21 protein-coding genes are annotated in these 21275 nt (G+C 66.3%); 5 read left to right on the top strand and 16 right to left on the bottom strand.

The genetic code is table 11. The annotated features are described in order from the left end of the window. The 9 genes from RW112_RS17250 to dxr all read right to left on the bottom strand — a co-directional run bounded on the left by RW112_RS17250 (position 1) and on the right by dxr (position 9159). Positions 1-1812 carry a proline--tRNA ligase gene (locus RW112_RS17250; RefSeq protein WP_317782920.1) on the bottom strand — a complete coding sequence of 604 codons (1812 nt, stop codon included), beginning with the start codon at positions 1810-1812 and terminating at the stop codon, positions 1-3. Positions 1813-2233: 421 nt separating this feature from the next. Further along, the gene (locus tag RW112_RS17245) at positions 2234-2983 is read right to left on the bottom strand and encodes a hypothetical protein (protein WP_317782919.1); all 750 of its coding nucleotides are present in this window, start codon (positions 2981-2983) and stop codon (positions 2234-2236) included. Between the two features lie 41 nt (positions 2984-3024). Then, a complete protein-coding gene (locus RW112_RS17240; protein WP_317782954.1) occupies positions 3025-3912 on the bottom strand; it encodes a GNAT family N-acetyltransferase in 888 nt (295 codons plus the stop codon). Further along, on the bottom strand, positions 3875-5041 hold the full coding sequence (gene ispG, locus RW112_RS17235; protein WP_011691265.1) for a flavodoxin-dependent (E)-4-hydroxy-3-methylbut-2-enyl-diphosphate synthase: 1167 nt from the start codon (positions 5039-5041) through the stop codon (positions 3875-3877). The genes RW112_RS17240 and ispG overlap by 38 nt, the downstream gene beginning before the upstream one ends. Positions 5042-5090: 49 nt before the next feature. Continuing rightward, positions 5091-5384 carry a YciI family protein gene (locus tag RW112_RS17230; protein WP_317782918.1) on the bottom strand — a complete coding sequence of 98 codons (294 nt, stop codon included), beginning with the start codon at positions 5382-5384 and terminating at the stop codon, positions 5091-5093. Positions 5385-5426: 42 nt separating this feature from the next. Beyond that, the gene (locus RW112_RS17225) at positions 5427-5876 is read right to left on the bottom strand and encodes a hypothetical protein (RefSeq protein ID WP_317782917.1); all 450 of its coding nucleotides are present in this window, start codon (positions 5874-5876) and stop codon (positions 5427-5429) included. After that, positions 5873-6547 carry a MarR family transcriptional regulator gene (locus tag RW112_RS17220; protein WP_317782916.1) on the bottom strand — a complete coding sequence of 225 codons (675 nt, stop codon included), beginning with the start codon at positions 6545-6547 and terminating at the stop codon, positions 5873-5875. The genes RW112_RS17225 and RW112_RS17220 overlap by 4 nt, the downstream gene beginning before the upstream one ends. A gap of 77 nt (positions 6548-6624) precedes the next feature. After that, on the bottom strand, positions 6625-7956 hold the full coding sequence (locus tag RW112_RS17215; RefSeq protein WP_317782915.1) for a site-2 protease family protein: 1332 nt from the start codon (positions 7954-7956) through the stop codon (positions 6625-6627). A gap of 18 nt (positions 7957-7974) precedes the next feature. Further along, on the bottom strand, positions 7975-9159 hold the full coding sequence (gene dxr, locus RW112_RS17210; protein ID WP_317782914.1) for a 1-deoxy-D-xylulose-5-phosphate reductoisomerase: 1185 nt from the start codon (positions 9157-9159) through the stop codon (positions 7975-7977). Between the two features lie 264 nt (positions 9160-9423). Between dxr and RW112_RS17205 the strand changes: the two genes are divergently transcribed. Next, positions 9424-10887, top strand: a complete 1464-nt coding sequence (locus RW112_RS17205; protein WP_317782913.1) for a lipase maturation factor family protein — start codon at positions 9424-9426, stop codon at positions 10885-10887. A gap of 27 nt (positions 10888-10914) precedes the next feature. Here the strand turns inward: RW112_RS17205 and RW112_RS17200 are convergent, their stop codons facing one another. After that, a complete protein-coding gene (locus RW112_RS17200; RefSeq protein ID WP_317782912.1) occupies positions 10915-11592 on the bottom strand; it encodes a response regulator in 678 nt (225 codons plus the stop codon). Then, the gene (locus tag RW112_RS17195) at positions 11589-13196 is read right to left on the bottom strand and encodes a sensor histidine kinase (protein WP_317782953.1); all 1608 of its coding nucleotides are present in this window, start codon (positions 13194-13196) and stop codon (positions 11589-11591) included. Before RW112_RS17195 ends, RW112_RS17200 begins: the two co-directional genes overlap by 4 nt. 267 nt (positions 13197-13463) lie before the next feature. Between RW112_RS17195 and RW112_RS17190 the strand changes: the two genes are divergently transcribed. The 4 genes from RW112_RS17190 to RW112_RS17175 are packed head-to-tail and all read left to right on the top strand — an operon-like array spanning position 13464 to position 17042. Then, complete coding sequence (locus RW112_RS17190; protein ID WP_305940356.1) at positions 13464-14474, top strand: Bug family tripartite tricarboxylate transporter substrate binding protein; 1011 nt, start codon at positions 13464-13466, stop codon at positions 14472-14474. Then, positions 14471-14983 carry a tripartite tricarboxylate transporter TctB family protein gene (locus RW112_RS17185; protein ID WP_305940355.1) on the top strand — a complete coding sequence of 171 codons (513 nt, stop codon included), beginning with the start codon at positions 14471-14473 and terminating at the stop codon, positions 14981-14983. The genes RW112_RS17190 and RW112_RS17185 overlap by 4 nt, the downstream gene beginning before the upstream one ends. Beyond that, entirely contained in the window at positions 14983-16653 is a 1671-nt protein-coding gene (locus tag RW112_RS17180) for a tripartite tricarboxylate transporter permease (RefSeq protein WP_317782911.1), read from the top strand. The genes RW112_RS17185 and RW112_RS17180 overlap by 1 nt, the downstream gene beginning before the upstream one ends. Beyond that, complete coding sequence (locus RW112_RS17175; protein ID WP_305940353.1) at positions 16650-17042, top strand: universal stress protein; 393 nt, start codon at positions 16650-16652, stop codon at positions 17040-17042. The genes RW112_RS17180 and RW112_RS17175 overlap by 4 nt, the downstream gene beginning before the upstream one ends. 98 nt (positions 17043-17140) lie before the next feature. Here RW112_RS17175 and RW112_RS17170 read toward each other — a convergent pair whose 3' ends face one another. From RW112_RS17170 to RW112_RS17150, 5 genes are read right to left on the bottom strand one after another with little or no spacing between them, the layout of a single operon-like run. Next, positions 17141-17974: a CoA ester lyase gene (locus RW112_RS17170; protein ID WP_317782910.1), complete on the bottom strand. Its 834-nt coding sequence runs from the start codon at positions 17972-17974 to the stop codon at positions 17141-17143. 2 nt (positions 17975-17976) lie between these two features. Then, on the bottom strand, positions 17977-18516 hold the full coding sequence (locus tag RW112_RS17165; RefSeq protein ID WP_317782909.1) for a MaoC family dehydratase: 540 nt from the start codon (positions 18514-18516) through the stop codon (positions 17977-17979). Then, on the bottom strand, positions 18513-19286 hold the full coding sequence (locus RW112_RS17160; protein ID WP_411709929.1) for a CoA transferase subunit B: 774 nt from the start codon (positions 19284-19286) through the stop codon (positions 18513-18515). Before RW112_RS17160 ends, RW112_RS17165 begins: the two co-directional genes overlap by 4 nt. Then, positions 19283-20086, bottom strand: a complete 804-nt coding sequence (locus RW112_RS17155; protein WP_317782907.1) for a CoA transferase subunit A — start codon at positions 20084-20086, stop codon at positions 19283-19285. Before RW112_RS17155 ends, RW112_RS17160 begins: the two co-directional genes overlap by 4 nt. Positions 20087-20106: 20 nt before the next feature. Further along, positions 20107-21270, bottom strand: a complete 1164-nt coding sequence (locus RW112_RS17150; RefSeq protein WP_305940348.1) for an acyl-CoA dehydrogenase family protein — start codon at positions 21268-21270, stop codon at positions 20107-20109. Positions 21271-21275: the final 5 nt, after the last annotated feature.

Raw genomic sequence — 21275 nt, 5'->3', positions numbered from 1 at the left:
TTACTTGCTGCGGACGGCGTTGACCACGTAGTCAACCGCCTTCTCAACGGCCACGTTTTCGGCCTCACCGCTGCGCCGGTCCTTGATTTCCACGACGCCGTCCGCCAGTCCGCGGCCGACGGCGAGGATGGTGGGCACGCCGACAAGTTCGGCATCGCCGAACTTGACGCCCGGGGAAACCTTGGGGCGGTCGTCGTAGATGACCTCGAGGCCTGCGGCTTCCAACTCGAGTGACAGCTTCTCCGCTGCAGCAAAGATCTCCTCGCCCCGGCCGACCGCCACAACGTGGACATCGGCGGGCGCCACTGCGCGGGGCCAGATCAGGCCCTTGGCGTCGTGGTTGGACTCGGCCAGGGCGGCGACGGCACGGGTGACGCCGACGCCATAGGAACCCATGGTGACCACTACCTGCTTGCCGTTCTGGTCGAGGACCTTCAGCTCGAGGGCTTCGGCGTACTTGCGGCCGAGCTGGAAGATGTGGCCCATCTCAATGCCGCGTGCGGTCTCCAGCGGTCCGGAACCGTCCGGGGCTTCGTCGCCGGCGCGCACTTCGGTGCACTCGATCACGCCGTCCCAGCCGAAGTCGCGGCCGGCCACGAGGCCGAACACGTGCTTCCCGGCCATGTTGGCTCCGGTGACCCAGGCGGTGCCGCTGACGATGCGCGGATCCACCAGGTACAGGAGCTTGGCGGCACCTTCCAGGCCAAGGAGCGGCGTGCCCAGGGACATGCCCGGGCCGAGGTATCCCCGGACAATCAGGGGGTTGCGGGCGAGGTCTTCCTCGCCCGCGGCTTCCACGGTGATCTCGCCGGCCACAGGCAGGTAGGCGCCGATGTTGGCCTCCACCCGCTTCAGGTCGACGCCGCGGTCACCGGGCACGCCGATGACAACGATCTGGCGTTCCCCGGTGGGCAGGGTGACGGCGAGGACAACGTTCTTCAGCGTGTCAGCGGCAGTCCAGGCCCCGCCGTCGTTCTCACCACGGGGAACCAGCTGGTTGGCTGCGTCCACGAGCGTGTCGATGGTGGGAGTGTTCGGGGTGTCCCGGATCTCGGCAGCGGGCGCGTTGCTGAAGTCGATCTCAGCGGGGACCACAGTGGTCACGGCTTCGACGTTGGCTGCGTAACCGCCGGCGGACCGCACGAACGTGTCCTCGCCGATCTCCGTGGGGTGCAGGAACTCCTCGCTCCGGGAGCCGCCCATGGCGCCTGCCGTGGCGGCCACGGGGATGACCTCCAGGCCGAGGCGCTCGAAGATCTTCAGGTAGGCAGCGCGGTGGGCGTTGTAGCTGGCGTCCAGGCCGGCGTCGTCGACGTCGAACGAATAGGAGTCCTTCATGATGAACTCGCGGCCGCGCAGCAGGCCGGCGCGGGGCCGCGCCTCATCGCGGTACTTGTTCTGGATCTGGTAGATGCTGAGCGGAAGGTCCTTGTACGAGGAGTACAGGTCCTTGACCAGGAGGGTGAACATTTCCTCGTGCGTGGGAGCCAGGAGGTAGTCCCCGCCCTTGCGGTCCTTGAGCCGGAAGATGCCCTCGCCGTATTCGGTCCAGCGGTTCGTGGCCTCGTAGGGCTCCTTGGGCAGGAGCGCCGGGAAGTGGACTTCCTGGGCGCCGATGGCGGACATTTCCTCGCGGATGACCTTTTCCACCTTGCGCAGCACGCTCAGGCCCAGCGGCAGCCAGGTGTAGATGCCCGGCGCAGCCCTGCGGATGTACCCGGCACGGACCAGGAGCCGGTGGCTGGCCACCTCGGCGTCGGCGGGATCTTCGCGCAGGGTGCGCAGGAACAGCTTGGAAAGTCGAAGGACCACGGGTAGGAATCCGTTTCTTGGGAGGTGCCTGTTCAGATGACGGGCTGGGAAAATTCGTCTGGGTACTAATCTACCGTGGCGCGGCGGGTGCCGGGTTCCCGGGCGCCGGGGACGCCGGCGCCGGACGGAGAAGAGCCACGCCAGAACTGAAAGGAAGCCCCTGGCCGTTGCCGGCTGGTCATCCTGTTTTGGCGTGGCTCTTACGGTCCGTCAGACCTACAAGTCCGGAGGAGCGCTAGGCGTGCCTGCTGGGAAGGTCAACGTCCAGTGCCATCTGCTGATTTCCCCCCTGAGACCGCACGCACCCCATCGGCGCGGTTAGGAAAGAACCTATGTGATCCACGGCACCATTACAAGACTCGTCACGCAGTTTTCTGCAGTTGACTCGTTGTTACGGTGCGCGTCCCCGGGCGACGGCTGCCTAGTCAATGAGGGCGGCCGCCTGGTCCAGGAAGGATTCTGCTGAAGCCAAGTCGGAGGAGGTGACTCCCGTGCCCGACACCTGGGCGGAGATCAGGACCCCACCCTTGACCGCAAAGATCATAATGGTGCTTTGCGTGGCACCCGTAGGCAGCGTGACGTCCGTCTGCAGGGCGACGGCGCCCGGGGTGCTGGAACCGCTGTCAAGCTTGGTGGTGGCGGCTGTCATAGCCATTCCCCCGACGTTCATGCTGATGTTGGCGCACGCTCCAATTTCGCTGTTGCGCTGCGTGAGCGTCTGGTCCAGCGTTTCCTTGTCCACGCCGGACAGCAGCGAAAGCGTCTGGGCCAGTTCAGCCGTGGAGGACGCGGAGGCGCCCACTGCCATGGTGGTGTTGCTGTCCGGTTTGAATGCCGTGCCCGTAGCAATCGAATTGCACTCGGCGGGCTCCACCTGCACCTCGTTCATGATGGACATCATCTGGTCCAGGGCCTGCGAGACCTTGTCCGCCGGCATCACCGTCAGGGCCACGCCGTCCGAATCCTTCACCGCTCCGGCGATCTCCGAGAGCTCGTCGGACGTGAGCATTTTGAACGGATCTTCAGTGGGGGTCGGGCTTGGTGTGGCGGATGCTGCCGGAGTTTCCGAGGCGGCCCCGGCGTCAGCGGTGTTCGCGGGTCCGCCGCATGCGGACAGGCCAAGCACCAGAAGGGCAGATGCCCCGAAAATGCGCACAACGGACGTATTCATTTATCCCCCAATAAGTTCGAATGCGGGCCGGTTGCGGCCAGCTAGAACAGAACTGTAGCGAACGTACCCACCTGGCGGAAGCCCACACGCTCGTAGGTGGCCCTGGCCCGGGCGTTGTAATCGTTGACGTACAGGCTGGTGACGGGCGCGAGCTGCTGCGCCAGGACTACGACGGCGGCCATATAGCCGGCGCTGAGGCCGAGTCCGCGGAAGGAGGGGTTCATCCAGACACCCTGGACCTGGGTCACGTCGGGAGTCACGGCACCCAGTTCGGCCTTGAACATGACCTGGCCGTCCGCATTGAGGTGGACGAGGGAATGGCCCTGCCGGATGAGGCCTTCCACCCGCCTGCTGTAGAACTCGCGGCCGCCAAGGAAAGGCGAGTAACCCACTTCTTCTTCAAACATGGCGGCGCAGGCCGGCAGGATCCTGTCGAAATCCGCGAGCTGGCTGATGCCCAATTCAGTGTTCGCCTGGACCGCTGGCGTCCCCGTGATGGTCATCAGGGGCTGGTCTTCCCGGACCTCATGGGCGGGCTGCCCGAGCTGCTCCAGCTGCCCGTACATGGCCAGGACCGTGTCCGCCGGGCCGAAGATGGAGGCGAACCGGCGGCCGGACCGGTGCGCGTGCTCGGCCACGAGTCCGGCAAGTTCCGGTTCCAGCTGGACAGGGACAAGGTTCGCCCCGGCCCAGCACGCACCCACCAGGGCGTCGCCGTCGAACACTCCATAGATACTGGCCCCGCCCATGGTGGGCGCGGCCGTCCCGGTCGCCGCCAGGTGCGACAGGATGAAGACGTTGGCTACAACGTCCGTCCGGGCCAGCTCCCGCAGCGTGGCGGTATCCGGCCCGGACAGGACCCGGATCGATATCCCCGGCCCTGTGGTCTCCTTACGAGACGCTAACCACGGGGCTACCCTTGACAGCATCTTCGCCATCGGCCTCCCCCATCTCTTCAGCGATACGCATGGCCTCTTCGATCAGTGTCTCAACAATTTCGCTCTCGGGGACAGTCTTGATGACCTCGCCCTTCACAAATATTTGTCCCTTGCCGTTGCCGGATGCCACGCCGAGGTCGGCCTCACGTGCCTCGCCGGGTCCGTTGACGACGCAGCCCATGACGGCCACGCGCAGCGGGATCTCCATCCCTTCGAGGCCGGCCGTGACCTGTTCGGCAAGGGTGTAGACGTCCACCTGGGCGCGGCCGCAGGACGGGCAGGAGACGATTTCGAGCTTGCGGGGACGCAGGTTCAGCGACTGCAGGATCTGGTTTCCCACCTTGATTTCCTCGACCGGAGGAGCCGAAAGGGACACGCGGATGGTGTCGCCGATACCCCTGGACAGGAGCGCGCCGAAGGCCGTGGCGGACTTGATGGTGCCCTGGAACGCCGGTCCGGCCTCGGTGACGCCAAGGTGCAGCGGCCAGTCGCCCTTTTCAGCCAGCATCTCGTAGGCGGCAACCATGATGACGGGATCATTGTGCTTGACGGAAATCTTGAAGTCGTGGAAGCCGTGCTCCTCGAACAGCGAGGCTTCCCAGACCGCAGACTCCACGAGGGCCTCCGGGGTCGCCTTGCCGTACTTCTTCAGGATCCCGGGTTCCAGGGACCCGGCATTCACGCCGATCCGGATGGACGTGCCGTGGTCCTTCGCGGCGCGGGCGATCTCCTTGACCTGGTCATCGAACTTGCGGATGTTGCCGGGGTTGACGCGTACTGCCGCGCAGCCGGCTTCGATTGCAGCGAAGACGTACTTGGGCTGGAAATGGATGTCCGCAATGACGGGGATCTGGGACTTCCGCGCAATGATCGGCAGCGCCTCGGCGTCGTCCGCGGACGGACAGGCGACGCGCACGATGTCGCAGCCTGACGCCGTCAGCTCGGCAATCTGCTGCAGCGTGGCGTTGATATCCGTGGTGGGCGTCGTGGTCATCGACTGCACGCTGATGGGTGAATCCGAGCCGACCCCCACCGAACCCACCTTGATCTGGCGGGTCTTCCTGCGCGGGGCAAGGACGGGCGGCGGTGCTGACGGCATTCCCAGGCTGACCGAGGTCACGTGGACTCCTCTTTATATCGAACTGTCGATGGTGGATGGTTCCGGCGGACTAAGCGGCGTGGTCGGCCAGAAGGCCGGTCACCGGGTTCCATTCCGTGGTGCGCGTGCCCGCGATAACGTTGGCGGCAGCGAAAGGATCCTGCTTGAGGATTCCGTTCAACGCGTTTTCGTCGGCGGCCTTGAAGATGAGCAGCGCACCGGCTCCATCGCCGTACGGTCCGCTGGCCAGGAGCGCACCTTCACCGGCAAGGCGGGCGGTCCATTCCCGGTGTGCCGGGCGGGCGGCGTTGCGTGCTTCGGTGGACTCGGCGGCGTATACGTACTCAACAGCAAAAACAGTCATACGGATACCCTATCGCCCTGCCCGCCCGAGTATGTATCCCGCTCAGCTGAGGAAGAGGATCTTGGCGATGGCTGCTACGCCCGCGGCCCAAAGCATGGATGCCAGCGTACCGATGATGAACCTCTCGGCGGCAACAGGGGTCTCCTTCAGTTCGGCGAAGCGCCCCAGGCCCTTGATAGCCACCACGTAGGCGATGGCCACGGGCTGGCCCCCCAGGATTGCCAGGCACACCGCCAGCCTTTCGAGCACGCCGATGATGGCCCCGCCGCGAAGGATCCGCGTAGTGGGTGCGGGCGTAGCGGCGCCGGCCTTGTCCACCGTGACATCGGCAGCGGGGTCGTCAGCGGACTCCCCGGCGGCCCGGTCCTCGGCCGCCTTGGCCGCGTCAGCTTTGTCGTCGATGGTCCGGGCCAGCCGGAACACCAGCGCCGTGACGGGCCAGCCCGCGAAGCCTGCCGTCAGCAGGGCGAGCGTAATCCAGAGAGCGTTCACCTGTGTCCTTCCAGGACTGCGTCATGGGCCAGGGCCAGGAGCACTTCGGCGGCCGGCCTTGCCGCCCATTCTTCCTGCCAACCAGACCTCAGGACGGCGCGGCTCACCGACTGTTCGGTGATTCCAAGTTGTTCGGCCGCAAGCTTCTGGGTGCCGTGCCTGGCTGATGCGTCCTGCTGGAGCTCACGGAGGGCGTCCACCACTTTCCACTGGGCCTCCGTGCGGTCCTGCACCAGCCGGCCGATGAGGCGGAGGACAGCCTCGGCGTTCGCGCAGGCCGCGATGCCGGGTCCGGCTTCGGGCGGCGCCGCACTGCCGCGGCGCAGGCCGCCCGAAACCACGGACAGGGGCACATGGGCGGCAGCGGCCTTGGCTTTTTCAACGGCCAGCCGGGCAGCGACGAAGGCCGCCCCGGACCCTTCCCGCGGGCTCGCCGGCAACGGCAGGTCCACGGCGCCCACGCCGATACCCACGTACCACTGGCCGCCGCGCAGGCTGTGAAGGGCGATTTCGACGACTTCCGCGGGCTTTTCCACGACACCCTGGACTTCGTCGCCCACGGAGCGTTCGAACCGGCCGGCGGTGGACATCCGGTGCAGCCGGGCCAGGAGCCCGGGTACGCGGTCCGTGTCGCCCGTGCTGCCCTTCTGGTCGATGGTCAGTACATACATAAGTCAAACATAATTGGCTGATGATGCCAGATCAATCATTTTCGGCTGATTTACTAAAATAAGCCAGAAAGGGCTGATTAACCGAAGAGATTGACCGGTTTGACAATGTCCGCGTAGATCAGCAGCGCACTCATGCCCATCAGCAGCGCCGCCACCACGTACGTCACCGGCAGGAGCTTGGCGATGTCGAACGCTCCGGGGTCGGGGCGGCCGAACAACTTGGCCAGCCGCCGTCGGGCTCCCTCATACAGCGCGCCGGCCACGTGGCCGCCGTCCAGCGGCAGCAGCGGAACCAGGTTGAACACCGCAAGCGCGAAGTTCAGTCCGGCCAGCAGTCCCACCAGGGCGGCGAGCCTGGACTGCAGCGGAACTTCTTCCATGGCGGCAACTTCACCCGCCACACGGCCCACACCCACCACGCTGATGGGTCCGTTCGGATCCCGGGGTTCCTCGCTGAAGGCCGCCTTCGCCACGCCCACCACCCGCGCGGGGAGATTCAGGACGACGCCGGCAACCTGCTGGATGTTTTCCCCGGCCATGGGCAGGACGGACGACGCCGGCTGGGGCACCAGGGCGGTCTGGGCACCGATGCCCAGGAAGCCGACTTCCTGGTACTGGAGGGTTCCGGTGGAGTCGGTGGCCTGGCGGCCGTCGGCGCCGATGACCGGCCGCGCGGAGAGCACGGGGGTCACGGTGGTGGTGACGGGCGTGCCGTCACGTTCCACGGTGATGCTGACTTCCCGGCCTGCGGACGCACGGATCCAGCCGGTGAGTTCATCCCAGCTGGTCACGGCCTTGCCGTCGAAGGAGGTAATGGTGTCGTTGGGCTTGAGTTGTGCCGCGGCCGCGGGCGTGAGCTTGCAGTCGGCGGAATCCGGATCCACTGTCTCCCCTGCCTTGACCTGGCATTTGGAAACATCCGCAATGGTGGTGGTGGGGGTACTGATCCCGAACCCCATCAGCAGAACCGCCGTCAGGGCGACGCCGATCAGCAGGTTCATGACGGGACCGCCCAGCATCACGATGATCTTCTTCCACACCGGCAGCCGGTAGAAGACCCGCTTCTCATCGCCGGGTCCCACTTCCTCGTGCGCCATGGAACGCGCCTCGGTGGCGAGTGTCTGGAACATGCCGGTGCTGGAGGGACGCACGGTGCCGTCGTCCTTGTTCGGGGGGTACATGCCGATCATGGACACGTAGCCGCCCAGCGGGATGGCCTTGACGCCGTACTCGGTCTCCCCCTTGCGCTTGGACCAGAGCGTGGGACCGAAGCCGATCATGTATTTGGTGACCCGCACCTTGAACAGCTTGGCCGGAACGAGGTGGCCCACTTCATGCAGCGCGATGGAGACGGCGATGCCGATCGCCACAAAGACGACACCGAGGATAAAAAGAATGACGGGACTCATGCTGAGATCTGCTGCTTCCTAGAGACTGCTCACTGCTAAACGTTCGTGGGTGCGCGCTCGTGCCCACGTTTCAGCTTCCAGCACGGACTCAACTGTCAGCCCGGAAGAGCCTGGGTGTTCGCTGAGCACCGCTTCGATGGTATCCACAATGTCCGTAAACCGGATCCGGCCGGAATGGAAGGCCATCACGGCCTCTTCATTGGCCGCGTTGAAAACGGCCGGGTAGGTGCTCCCCTGTTTGGCGGCGTCCTTGGCAAGGCCGACGGCCGGGAACGCCTCGGCGTCGAGCGGCTCGAAGGTCCAGCTGGTTGCCTGGGTCCAGTCGCACGGCGCGGCGGCCTTCGGGACGCGGTCCGGCCATCCCAGCCCGAGGGCGATCGGCAGGCGCATGTCCGGCGGCGAGGCCTGGGCGATGATGGAGCCGTCCACGAACTGGACCATGGAGTGCACCACTGACTGCGGGTGGACCACCACGTCGATCCGGTCCAGGGGGATATCGAACAGCAGGTGCGCCTCGATCACTTCCAGGCCCTTGTTCACCAGGCTGGCGGAGTTGGTGGTGACCATCAGGCCCATGTCCCACGTGGGGTGCGCGAGGGCATCCTGCGGGGAGACGCCGTGGAGCTCCTCTCGGGTCCTGCCGCGGAAGGGGCCGCCGGACGCCGTCAGGATCAGCCGGTCCACTTCGTCAGCTGTCCCGGACCGCAGGCACTGCGCAAGGGCCGAATGCTCGGAGTCGACGGGCACGATCTGGCCTTCCCGGGCGGCAGCCTTCACAAGGGCGCCGCCGACGATCAGCGATTCCTTGTTGGCGAGCGCCAGCGTGGCACCGGACTTCAGGGCAGCCAGTGTGGGGGCCAGGCCGATCGAACCTGTGATGCCGTTGAGCACGACGTCCGCATCTATGGCCGCAATCCGGGTGGAGGCGTCCGGACCGGCGATGATCTCCGGGCGGTAGCCGGTGATCCCGGCCGCGCGGGCGGCGTCGTCGATCATTTCCTGCAGGGCGGCCGCATCCCCGCTGGCGGTGCCCACGGCCTTGGCCTTCGTATGGACGGCCTGGCGGGCAAGAAGCTCCAGGTTGCCGCCGCCTGCACTTAGCGCCACAACCTCGAAAAGATGCGGGGCGCCGTCGACGACGTCAATCGCCTGGGTGCCGATGGAACCGGTGGATCCGAGGAGAACGATTCTGCGTGGCTGCATCCGTTAAGTATCCCGCACGTGTCCTGTGCTTGAGGCTCGTCGAAGGAACGGAGCAGACGGCGGCACGATGCGGGAGGGTGTATTGTACCCTGGGCGGAAAGTGTCAAAAGACTGGGCGACCCGGCACGAGCCGGCTGCGGCCGTTTGACACAAAATGTCGGAATTGGCCGCCCCAATCCGACAAAATAGGGCAAACGGCCGGCTGTTTCGCGTCATAGGCCCCCTGCCGTTGACGCCGTGCGCGGCAGGCGTAACGTGAACAACGTGGAGTGGGCCGCATGGTTCGACGCGCCGGAGTACGAGTTCGCCCGGCAGGTGCTGCAGCGCGGCATTGCCACGATCTTCTTCGTGGCGTTCCTTTCCTGCCGCAACCAGTTCCCGGCGCTGCTCGGCGAGCGCGGCCTCCTTCCGGTCCCCGACTACCTGGACAGCTTCAGGCGCCGCCGCCGGCCCAGCCTCTTCCTGTGGCGCTACACCGACCGCCTGCTGCACGTGGTCTGCTGGTGCGGCATGGCCATCTCGGCCACGCTCATCCTGGGACTTCCGCAGTTGGGACCGCCCTGGCTGCCGATGATCGCTTTCCTGGCCCTGTGGCTGCTGTACATGTCGATCGTCAATGTGGGCCAGACGTTCTACGGGTTCGGCTGGGAGATGCTGCTGCTGGAGGCCGGCTTCACGGCGGCCTTCCTCGGCTCGGACCAGACCCCGCCGCCCCGGACCATCCTGATCCTGCTGGCGTGGCTGCTGTTCAGGCTGGAGTTCGGCGCAGGGATGATCAAGATCCGCGGGGGCAGCGAGTGGCGCGACCTGACCGCACTGTATTACCACCACGAAACCCAGCCCATGCCGGGTCCCTTGAGCCGGCAGGCACACCTCCTGCCCAAACCCCTGCACCGGATGGAGGTCCTGGGGAACCATTTCGCGCAGCTGTTGGTGCCGTTCTTCCTGTTCGCACCGCAGCCGCTGGCCGGTGTCGCCGCGGGCATCATCATCTTCACCCAGCTGTGGCTCGTGGCGAGCGGAAACTTTGCCTGGCTGAACTGGATGGCAATCCTGCTGGCCTTCGCCGCGGTCAGCGATCCGGTGGCCCACGCCGTCCTCCCCGTTATCCCGCTGGACTGGCACTCGTACGGCTCCGGCGCCGGCAGTGCGCAGACCCCGGTGTGGTGGCTCGTCGTCGTGCTTGCGGTGACGGTGCTCCTTCTGGTGCTCAGCTACTGGCCCGCGCGGAACCTCCTGCAGCACAGGCAGCTCATGAACGCCAGTTTCAACCGCTGGCAGCTGGTCAACACCTACGGTGCGTTCGGCACGGTGACCAAACTGCGGATCGAGATTGTGGTCGAAGGCACCCTCGACGACGAGCCCGACGACGACTCCGACTGGCGCGAGTACGGTTTCCGCGGCAAGCCCGGTGACGTCCGCCGGCTGCCGCGCCAGTGGGCCCCCTACCACCTCCGGCTGGACTGGCTGATGTGGTTCCTGCCCCTGCGCACCGTCCACGAAGAATGGTTCTACGCCTTCCTGGCCAAGCTGCTGGAAGCTGACCGGGGGGTGCTGCGGCTCCTGCGCAAAGACCCGTTCGACGGCGCCCGCCCCCGCTGGGTGCGTGTCCACAGCTACCTGTACCGCTTCGCCAGCAGGGCGGAATACCGGCAGACGGGACAGCGATGGATCAGGACCAGGCTGTATGAGGCCATTCCGCCGTTGTCCCTGCCGCCGGGGCGCTAACGCCGGGGCTTTGACGCCGGGGTGGTGTCACACAGCCTTCAGCGCATAACGGCGCTCTGGACGGCCCGCACCGTACTTGAGCCGTACCTCCACCCGGGACTCGTCGTGCAGGTATTCGAGGTACCGGCGGGCACTGACCCTGGACGTGCCCAGCAGGTCCGCCACCTCGGCCGCCGACAGGTCCGCCTCGGTGGAGTTGAGCACGTCCACCACGCGCTTGAGGGTTTCCGGGCTGCAACCCTTGGGAAGGTGCGGTTCGGCGCGTTCGGCGCTTTCCAGCCCGAAGACACGGTTGACGTCCGATTGCTCAGCAACGTCCTTGGCGAGGTCCAGGCCCTGATAGGCACTGCGATAGTGCTCCAGGCGTTCCTGCAGGTCCGCCTGCGAAAACGGCTTGATCAGATAGTGGACAATCCCGCCGCGCAGCGCACGGCGGACCGTCTCCACCTCGCGGGCTGCACTGATCACCAGCACGTCCAGTTCAGGCGCCGCTTCCCGCAGCTTGGTCATGAGGTCCAGCCCGTTGATATCGGGCAGGTGGATGTCCAGCAGGACCAGGTCAGGCTGCAGGCGGGCGGTTTCCACCATCGCCTGGGCTCCGGTATGCGCAACGCCGACGACGGCGAATCCCGGCGTGCGCTGGATAAAGCCGGCATGGACTTTGGCCACCATGAAGTCGTCGTCGACGATCAGGACGTTGATCATGGCCTGGCCACCTTTCCGTTGGCGGGCGTTCGTTTCAGCGGCGCCCTTTTCAGTCGGGCGGTAAAGACCGCACCGCCGTCGTTGGCAACGGCGAGCTCGCCGCCGCTGCGCCGGCACACGACGCGCGAGAGCGCCAGGCCAAAGCCCCTGCCGCCCGCGGGGCCCGGCTTCTTTGTGGTGAAGCCCTGCCGGAAGATTTCCTCTGTGGCTGAAGCGTCGATGCCCGGGCCGGTGTCCCGAACGGTGACCACCACTTGGTCCGGGCTGTCCTCGACGAGGACCCGGACAGACGCCTCCGCGGCTCCGGTGACGGCGTCGAGGGCGTTGTCCACGAGGTTGCCCACCACGGTGGTCAGGTCCCGGGAGAGCTCGTCGTCAACCCGCTCCAGCGCGGACTTCGGGTCAAGCTGGAGGGTGACTCCCCGTTCTGTGGCGAGGCTGGACTTGGCGATCAGCAGGGCGGCCAGCGCCGGGTCCTGGATGCGGCTGGTCACCTCATCGTTGAGCCGGGTCCTGTCCAGGGTGGCGCCATTAACAAACTGCACCACGGAATCGTACTCGCCGATCTGGATCAGGCCGGAAATCACGTGCAACTGGTTGGCGAACTCATGGGCCTGCGCGCGCAGGGTATCGGTGGCGGTCCGGGTGGCGCCGAGTTCCCGTTCCAGGGACGAGAGCTCGGTCCGGTCGCGCAGGGTGGTGACGGAACCGATGTCGCGGCCCCGTGAACGGATGGGCACACGGTTCAGCACCACCAGCCGTTCTCCCACCAGCACCAGCTGGTCCGGCCCGGGCTGCTCCCGGGTCAGGACGTCCTTCAGCGCCGGATCCACCGGCAGGACCGCAAGGACCTTGCCCACGCAGTCTGCCGGCAAGCCAAGCAGTTCGCGGGCGCTGTCATTGGCCACGGTAACGCGTTCGTGCGGGTCGAGAGCCACCACGCCTTCCTTCAGGCCGTGCAGCATGGCTTCCCGGTTCTCCACCAGCCCGGTGATTTCACTGGGTTCCATGCCCAGGGTCTGCCGTTTGACGCGGCGGGCCAGCAGCAGCGAGCCTGCCACGCCCAGCACGCTGGCCACGCCCAGGTACGTGAGCAGGTTGGGGACGGCGTCGCCCAGCCGCTCCCAGGTGGAGGGGTAGCTCCGGCTGATGGAGGCTATGCCGATCATTTTCCCGGTCTCGTCCAGGACCGGGACGTGGGCGGAGAGCGCCTCCGCACCGGTTCCGCCAATGACTCCGGTCCAGGCCCTTCCTTCCAGCACCCGGCTTCCGCCCAGCTCCAACGGCTTGCCCAGCAGGCCGGGATCGGACGATGCCACTACTGTGCGGTCCAGTTTGGCGAGCGCCACGTGCGACGATCCGGACACCGTCCGCACCGACTCCGCAACCGCAGGAAGGGCTGAACCGGCCCGTGGTTCGGCGGAGGGCAGCAGTGCCCGCACTGTGGGGTTGTTGCCCAGCGCTTCCGCGGCCGACAGGGCGCGGCGTCCTTCGATCCGCTCAAAGGCCGCAGCGGACTGCGCCAGGGAGATCGCCACCACCGCCACCAGGACCGCGAAGACAATCAGCAACTGCAGAACCAGGTACTGCCCCGCGAGGGACATTCCTCTACGTCGAGTCACTGTGGATCTTTCCTCTGGTGGTTGGGGTACCGGAACTATATCCCAACGCACCCCGGTAGGCGGACGAGCGGCCGCTCCTTCGCGGGTCCTTGAGGGAGCACCGGTGGGACACCGGAAACGTGAACGAAATGAACTTAACTTTCTCTGCGTACACAAGAGTGATGGCCGTCACTTCCGGGCCTAGCATCAGAGCACCAGTCAGTTTTGCTGACCAGCTTTACCGAGAACTTTACTGAGAAGAGGAACACCATGCGCCAGATCCGCGCATTGCGTATTGCCGCCGTCGCCGCCGGCATCGCCCTGATGGCCACCGGCTGCGGTGCCACCGGAAAGAGCTCCACCGAGGGCGCCACCTCCGGCGCTCCTGCCGGCCCGCTGACCGGCCTCCAGATCATGGTCCCCAACACTGCGGGTGGCGGCTACGACACCACCGCCCGCGTGGCGGCCAAGGTCCTCGAAGACGAGAAAATCGCCACAAACCCCGAAGTCTTCAACCTCGCCGGCGCGGGTGGCACCGTTGGCCTCGCCCGCATCGTTAACGAAAAGGGCAACGGCGACCTCACCATGCTGATGGGCCTGGGCGTGGTGGGCGCGAGCTACACCAACAAGTCCGAGTCCAAGCTGACGGCCACCACTCCCCTGGCCAAGCTCATTGAAGAGCCCGGCGCCATCATGGTCAGCAAGGATTCGCCCTACAAGACCATCGACGACCTGGTTGCCGCCTGGAAGGCTGACCCCGGTTCCATCAGCGTTGGCGGCGGCTCCTCGCCGGGCGGCCCTGACCACCTGCTGCCCATGCAGCTTGCCGGCGCCCTGGGCATCGACGCCACCAAGGTGAACTTTGTGTCCTACGACGGCGGTGGAGACCTCCTCCCGGCCATCCTGGGCAACAAGGTGGGCTTCGCGGCCTCCGGTGCTGGTGAGTACCTCAAACAGATCGAATCAGGCGCGGTCCGCGTCCTGGCCACCAGCGGCGAGAAGCGGCTCGAAGGCGTGGATGCCCCCACGCTGAAGGAATCCAACATCGACCTGGTGTTCACCAACTGGCGCGGGATCGTGGCCCCTCCGGGCATCACCGATGCTGACAAGGCCAAGCTGATCGGCGCGCTCGAAAAGATGCACGGCACGGCAGCCTGGAAAGAAGCCCTGAAGACCAACAGCTGGAGCGACGCCTTCATCACCGGCGCTGAGTTCGAAAGCTTCCTGGCCGAGCAGGACAAGCGGGTGGCGGACGTCCTCACGAAGCTTGGCCTGGCGTGAGCTCCTCACCAACACTGGCCTCACGGCTCAAAGGCCGCTCCGAGCTGGGGGTTGCCCTCCTGCTCGGGGCGGCCGGGGCATTGGTCATCGCGGACGCTGCCCGCATTGTCACCCCCTATTCCCAGTCTGATCCCGTAGGACCGAAAACCCTGCCGTTCATTGTGGGCGGCCTGCTGCTGGTCTGCTCTGTCCTGCTGGCCGTCAACGTGCTCCGCGGCGGCCAGGGCGAAGCCGAAGGCGGCGAGGACGTGGACCTCACCCACCCCGCCGACTGGAAGACCATCCTGCCGCTGGTGGGAGCCTTCGTTGCCAACATCCTGCTGATCGATTGGGCAGGCTGGGTTATCTCGGGAACCATCCTGTTCTGGGGCAGCGTCTGGGCCCTGGGTGGCCGGAGGTACATCCGTGACGGCCTCATCTCCGTGGCCTTGTCCCTCCTGACCTTTTATGGCTTCTACCTTGGCCTCGGCATTGCGCTGCCCGCCGGTCTCCTGGAAGGGATTCTCTGATGGATGTCTTTTCCTCCCTGATGGACGGTTTTGCCACCGCCCTGACCCCCATGAATTTCCTCTACGCCGTCATCGGCGTCGTCCTGGGTACCGCCGTCGGGGTTCTCCCGGGCCTCGGCCCGGCCATGACCGTGGCACTGCTGCTTCCGGTCACGTACGCCCTGGAACCCACCAGCGCCTTCATCATGTTCGCCGGCATCTACTACGGCGGCATGTACGGCGGCTCGACCACCTCCATCCTGCTTAATACGCCAGGCGAATCGTCGTCGGTGGTCACCGCCATCGAAGGCAACAAGATGGCGAAGGCCGGCAGGGCCGCACAGGCACTTGCGACGGCGGCCATCGGCTCGTTCGTGGCCGGCACCATCGGCACCACCCTCCTGGCAGTCTGCGCTCCGATTGTGGTGGACTTCGCCGTCAGCCTGGGTGCTCCGAGCTACTTCGCCATCATGGTCCTGGCCCTGCTGGCGGTCACCGCGGTCCTGGGCTCCTCGCGGCTCCGGGGGTTCGCATCCCTGGGCCTTGGCCTCGCCATCGGCCTGGTGGGCCTGGACGTGGTCACCGGCCAGGCCCGGCTCACCTTCGGCGTGCCGCTCCTGGCGGACGGGCTGGACATCGTGGTTGTGGCTGTCGCCATATTCGCCGTCGGCGAGGCACTCTGGGTGGCCGCTCACCTCCGCCGCAACCCCCTGCAGGTCATTCCCGTGGGGCGCCCGTGGATGGGAAAGCAGGACTGGAAGCGGTCCTGGAAGCCATGGCTTCGCGGCACCGCCTTCGGCTTCCCCTTCGGTGCGCTGCCCGCCGGCGGCGCCGAGATTCCCACGTTCCTCTCCTACGTCACGGAAAAGCGCCTCAGTAAACACCCCGAAGAGTTCGGCAAAGGCGCAATCGAGGGTGTAGCCGGTCCGGAAGCAGCCAACAACGCTGCAGCTGCAGGCACGCTGACACCCATGCTGGCACTGGGTTTGCCCACCAATGCCACGGCCGCAGTGATGCTGGCGGCGTTCACGCAGTACGGCATCCAGCCCGGGCCGCAGCTGTTCGAAAGCGAAGGCCCGCTGGTGTGGGCACTCATCGCCAGCCTCTTCATCGGCAACCTGCTGCTGCTGATCATCAACCTGCCGCTGGCACCGATGTGGGCGAAGCTCCTGCAGATCCCCCGGCCTTACCTGTACGCCGGCATCCTGTTCTTCGCCACGCTGGGCGCCTACTCGGTGAACCTGCAGGCGTTCGATCTGGTCCTCCTGCTGGCGCTCGGCGCGCTGGGCTTCATGATGCGGCGCTTCGGACTTCCCGTCCTGCCGCTCATCCTCGGTGTCATCCTCGGACCGCGCCTGGAAAAGCAGCTCCGCCAGACGCTGCAGCTCAGCGCCGGCGACCCTGCCGGCCTCTGGAGCGAGCCGATCGCCGTCACCGTCTACATCATCGTGGCGCTCATTCTCCTGTGGCCGCTGCTGTTCAAGCTGATCCGCCGGAACCGGCCCGCCGCTGCAGTCCAGCCGGCAGCCGCAGTCAGGCCCGCAGCTGCAGACCACACGGGGCAGCGCCAGGATTCATCCGCACCCGGGATCCACGACACCACCGGCGACGGCGACGCCGCGCACCGCAGCACGGTCCCCCATGACACTGTCCCCCGTGACACCATCCAGCACGATAAGGAGAAACCATGACCATCGTTGTGGGCTACGTACCAACCCCGGAGGGCGAAGCGGCCTTTGACCAGGCCATCAAGGAGGCACGGAAGGCGCAGTCCAAGCTGGTGGTCATCAATTCCTCCCGGGGCGATGCCTTGGTGGACAAGCGGTATGCCGGGGAAGCCGAAATCGAGGGCATCGACCAGCGTCTCGGCAAGGAAGGGATCGAGCACATCATCCTCCAGCCGGTGCGCGGCCACGACGCCGCCAATGAGGTCCTGGAAGCGGCGGAGGCACACCGGGCCGATTTGATTGTGATTGGGCTGCGGAGGCGCACGCCCGTCGGCAAGCTGATCATGGGCAGCACGTCCCAGCGGATACTCCTTGAAGCGGACTGCCCTGTTCTCGCCGTGAAGGCCGGCTAAGCAGTACAGCTGAACATGCCAGAGGCCGGGAGTCATTCGACTCCCGGCCTCTGCCGTGGTTCAGTCCTTTTCATTGTGGAGAAAGCGGGCAAGTACCGCTAGCGGGCGGCCCGCCGCAGGGTTGACTCCGCGTGCTTCAGGATGGGGCCGTCGATCATCTTTCCGTTGAACTGGAACACGCCGCTACCGGCAGCAGCGGCGGCCTCCAGGAGCTCCTTGGCCGCGGCAACGTCCGATTCGGCGGGCGCGTAGGCTCCCCGGACCACAGCCACCTGGCTGGGGTGGATGCAGGCCTTGGAACCGAACCCCGAGGCGACAGCGTCGCGTGACTCGGCCGCCAGCCCTTCAAGGTCCGGAATGTTGACGTAGACGGCGTCGATGGCTTCCTTGCCGAAAGCCGCCGCCGCCAGCAGCACGGTGGACCGGGCGTGCAGCGCCACTGCCCGGTAGCCGCCGTCGTCGTTCCTGCTGGAGGTCCCGCCGAGTGAAGCGAGCAGGTCCTCGGCACCCCACATCAGGCCCACCACGTTGGGTTCGGCGGCGATGGCGGCGGCGTTGATGATTCCGGCGGCCGTTTCGCACAGGGCGATGACGCTGAAGCCCTCCAGCGCCCGGAGCTGGCCGGCGTTTTCGGCCTTGGCCAGCATCACGTGGCGGTACGGGGTGTGCTTGAGGCAGTGCAGGTCCTTCTCGAACTCGTCCGTTCCGGCCGGATTGATCCTGATGATCGTCCGGCTGGGGTCCAGCTCCGGAACGTCGCCGGTGGCGCCGAGCTGGGCGAGGATGGCGCCCCGGGCCCGCTGCTTGTCGGCAGGGGCGACGGCGTCCTCCAGGTCCACGATGACGGCGTCGGAACGTTCCGCGGCTTTCTGGTAGCGCTCGGGCCGGTCGGCAGGACAGAAGAGCAGGGCGGGCCCCATCAGGAAAGTCATGTTTAGATTGTCCCCTTTTCGGCCGCTTCGTGCGCCTCCCGCGTCCACATCAGGCAGCTGCGCGAGGCAAGTGCCACCACGGTGCCGTCCTGGTTCCTGCCCGTGTGCTGCATGGTCACGATGCCCTGCCCCGGGCGTGACGCCGACGGCCGCTTGCCGGTGATGACAGTCTCCGTGTACAGGGTGTCGCCGTGGTACAGCGGATGCGGGAACGACACATCTGTCAGTCCCAGCTGCGCGATGATGGTTCCCTGGGTCAGCTGCGGGACCGACTGCCCCACCACGGTGGCCAGGGTGAACATGGAGTTCACCAGCCGCTGGCCGAACGGCTGCCCGGCGCTCCACGCAGCGTCCAGGTGCAGCGCCTGCGTGTTCATTGTCATGGTGGTGAACAGGACGTTGTCCGTCTCGGTGACCGTCCGCCCCGGACGGTGGGCGTAGATGACGCCTTCCTCCAGCTCGTCGAAGTAAAGGCCGCGCTGTTCAACCACCCTGGGCCGGCCGGTGGTTGGGCCCGTCGAAACCTCGTCAGCACTGGTCATACGGTCAGTTCCTGGTCTTCTTCGAAGAGTTCCGCTCCGGTGGCCGCAGCCACTTCCTCGGCGGTCACGTTGGGGGCCAGTTCGCGCAGCACGAGCCGGGAGGATCCGTTTTCGGTGACGACGTCAATCACGGCGAGGTCGGTGATGATCCGGTCCACGCACCCCTTGCCGGTCAGCGGAAGTGTGCACTGCTGCACGATCTTGGGCTTGCCGTTGCGGTCCACGTGCTCCATCATCACGATCACCTTCTTGGCCCCGAACACCAGGTCCATGGCACCGCCCATGCCCTTGACCATCTTTCCCGGAATCATCCAGTTGGCCAGGTCACCGTTCTGGGCCACTTCCATGGCGCCGAGCACGGCAACGTCCACGTGCCCGCCGCGGATCATGCCGAAGGAGGATGCGGAGTCGAAGAACGCGGCGCCTTTGTTGACGGTGACGGTTTCCTTGCCGGCGTTGATCAGGTCCGGATCCACCTGGTCCTCAGCGGGGTACGGCCCCACGCCCAGGATGCCGTTCTCCGAGTGCAGGACCACTTCGACGCCGGCGGGGATGTAGTTGGGGATCAGTGTGGGCATCCCGATGCCGAGGTTGACGTACTGCCCGTTGTGGAGTTCGCGGGCCACCCGGGCGGCGAGTTCGTTGCGGGTCCAGCCTTTCGTTTCAGGCATGGTCCCCTCCGGATGCCCGACGGCGGGCGGCCGGTATTCGTGGCGGACGGCTTCGGGGCGGGGCGGTGCGTCCGGCGTGCTGTTCGATTCCACGGTCATGCTCCTGCCTGGTCGGTTGCCTGCTGGCCGGTTGCGCGGGTGCCGGCCGCGGACACCGCGACCGTCCGCTTTTCGATGCGCTTCTCGCCCTGGGCTGCCAGGACAACCCGCTGGACGAAAATGCCGGGAACGTGGACGTGCTCCGGATCGAGCTCGCCGGGCTCCACCAGTTCCTCGACCTCGGCGATGGTGATCCGCCCGGCCATGGCGCAGAGCGGATTGAAGTTCATCGCCGTGGCATGGAAGACGAGATTCCCGTGCCGGTCGCCCTTCCAGGCGTGGACGAGGCCGAAATCCGGGGTGAGCGATTCCTCCAGCACATAGTCGGCACCGTTGAAGGTGCGGACTTCCTTGGCTGCGGAGGCGATGGCGACGGTCCCGTCGGCGTCGTACTTCTGCGGCAGGCCGCCGTCGGACACCTGGGTTCCCACGCCCGCCGGCGTGTAGAACGCCGGGATGCCGGCGCCGCCGGCACGCAGTTTCTCCGCGAGCGTGCCCTGCGGGGTGAGCACCACCTCGAGTTCGCCGGAGAGGTACTGCCGGGCGAACTCCTTGTTCTCACCGACATAGGAGCTGATGGTGCGGCGGATCCTGCCGTCCTTCAGCAGGATCCCCAGCCCCCAGTCGTCCACGCCGCAGTTGTTGCTGACAGTTTCCAGGCCGGTGGTCCCGTGCCGGTGGAGGGCGTCGATGAGGGCAACCGGGATGCCGCACAGTCCAAAACCGCCGACCGCGAGCGAGGCGCCGTCGGGGATGTCCGCGACGGCCTCCTCAGCGCTGGCAACAACCTTGTTAATCATCAGTGATCCTTTCAGGCCGGCTAGAGTCCCAGTTCGCGGGCGATCAGCATCAGCTGGACCTCCGTGGTGCCCTCCCCCACTTCAAGGATCTTGGAGTCGCGGTAATGGCGTGCCACGGTGAATTCGTTGATGAAGCCATAGCCGCCGAACACCTGGGTGGCGTCCCGCGCGTTGTCCATGGCTGCCTCGCCTGCGACCATCTTAGCGATGGCCGCCTGGGTCTTGAACGGCTTCCCGGCGAGCATCCTGGCGGCCGCGTCGTAGTACGCCAGCCGCGCCGTGTGGGCCCGGGCTTCCATCCGGGCGATCTTGAACGCGACGGCCTGGTACTTGCCGATGTTCTGCCCGAACGCGCTGCGTTCCTTGGCGTATTTCACGGACAGGTCCACGCAGCCCTGGGCCGCTCCGGTGGCGAGTGCGGCGATGGCGATGCGGCCCTCGTCCAGGATGGACAGGAAGTTCGCGTAGCCGCGGCCCTGCTCGCCGAGCAGGTTGGCCTCCGGGACGCGGACGTCCTTGAGCGTGAGCGGGTGGGTGTCCGAGGCGTTCCACCCCACCTTGTTGTAGGCCTTCTCGGCCTTGAACCCGGGGGTGCCGGTGGGCACGAGGATGGTGGAGATTTCCTTCTTGATGCTGCCGTCTTCGCGCTCGTGCTTGGCGGTCACGGCCGTCACGGTGACCAGGCTGGTGATGTCCGTGCCGGAGTTGGTGATGAACTCCTTGTTGCCGTTGATGATCCACTCACCCCCTTCGAGCCGGGCGGTGGTCTTGGTTCCGCCCGCGTCGGAGCCGGCCTCGGGTTCGGTCAGGCCGAACCCGGCGAGCGCCTTGCCGGACGCGAGGGAGGGCAGCCATTCCTCTTTCTGGGCGTCGGTGCCGAACCGGTACACGGGCATGGCGCCGAGGGAGACGCCGGCTTCCAGCGTGATGGCCACGGACTGGTCCACCCGGCCCAGCTGCTCCAGGGCGAGGGCCAGGGCGAAGTAGTCCCCGCCCATGCCGCCGAACTCTTCGGGGAACGGCAGGCCGAACAGGCCCATGTCCGCCATCTGGGAGACCACCTCGTAGGGGAAGCTGTGTTCCTCGTCGTGTTTTGCGGAAACCGGTGCCACCACTTCGTCGGCGAATTCGCGGACGGTGTTGCTGAGGTCCTGGTATTCCTCGCTGAGCTCAAAATCAGCCATTGGGA

Source organism: Arthrobacter sp. B10-11, assembly GCF_033142195.1.
In the GTDB taxonomy this organism is placed as follows: Bacteria; Actinomycetota; Actinomycetes; order Actinomycetales; family Micrococcaceae; genus Arthrobacter; species Arthrobacter oryzae_C.
This window is presented reverse-complemented; position numbering and strand designations above follow the sequence as displayed.

Coding starts and splice junctions, on each gene's coding strand:
- RW112_RS17245 (WP_317782919.1), bottom strand. CDS start 2,983: ATGAATACGTCCGTTGTGCGCATTTTCGGGGCATCTGCCCTTCTGGTG.
- RW112_RS17240 (WP_317782954.1), bottom strand. CDS start 3,912: ATGCTGTCAAGGGTAGCCCCGTGGTTAGCGTCTCGTAAGGAGACCACA.
- RW112_RS17230 (WP_317782918.1), bottom strand. CDS start 5,384: ATGACTGTTTTTGCTGTTGAGTACGTATACGCCGCCGAGTCCACCGAA.
- RW112_RS17220 (WP_317782916.1), bottom strand. CDS start 6,547: ATGTATGTACTGACCATCGACCAGAAGGGCAGCACGGGCGACACGGAC.
- RW112_RS17215 (WP_317782915.1), bottom strand. CDS start 7,956: ATGAGTCCCGTCATTCTTTTTATCCTCGGTGTCGTCTTTGTGGCGATC.
- dxr (WP_317782914.1), bottom strand. CDS start 9,159: ATGCAGCCACGCAGAATCGTTCTCCTCGGATCCACCGGTTCCATCGGC.
- RW112_RS17200 (WP_317782912.1), bottom strand. CDS start 11,592: ATGATCAACGTCCTGATCGTCGACGACGACTTCATGGTGGCCAAAGTC.
- RW112_RS17195 (WP_317782953.1), bottom strand. CDS start 13,196: ATGTCCCTCGCGGGGCAGTACCTGGTTCTGCAGTTGCTGATTGTCTTC.
- RW112_RS17190 (WP_305940356.1), top strand. CDS start 13,464: ATGCGCCAGATCCGCGCATTGCGTATTGCCGCCGTCGCCGCCGGCATC.
- RW112_RS17180 (WP_317782911.1), top strand. CDS start 14,983: ATGGATGTCTTTTCCTCCCTGATGGACGGTTTTGCCACCGCCCTGACC.
- RW112_RS17175 (WP_305940353.1), top strand. CDS start 16,650: ATGACCATCGTTGTGGGCTACGTACCAACCCCGGAGGGCGAAGCGGCC.
- RW112_RS17170 (WP_317782910.1), bottom strand. CDS start 17,974: ATGACTTTCCTGATGGGGCCCGCCCTGCTCTTCTGTCCTGCCGACCGG.
- RW112_RS17165 (WP_317782909.1), bottom strand. CDS start 18,516: ATGACCAGTGCTGACGAGGTTTCGACGGGCCCAACCACCGGCCGGCCC.
- RW112_RS17160 (WP_411709929.1), bottom strand. CDS start 19,286: ATGACCGTGGAATCGAACAGCACGCCGGACGCACCGCCCCGCCCCGAA.
- RW112_RS17155 (WP_317782907.1), bottom strand. CDS start 20,086: ATGATTAACAAGGTTGTTGCCAGCGCTGAGGAGGCCGTCGCGGACATC.
- RW112_RS17150 (WP_305940348.1), bottom strand. CDS start 21,270: ATGGCTGATTTTGAGCTCAGCGAGGAATACCAGGACCTCAGCAACACC.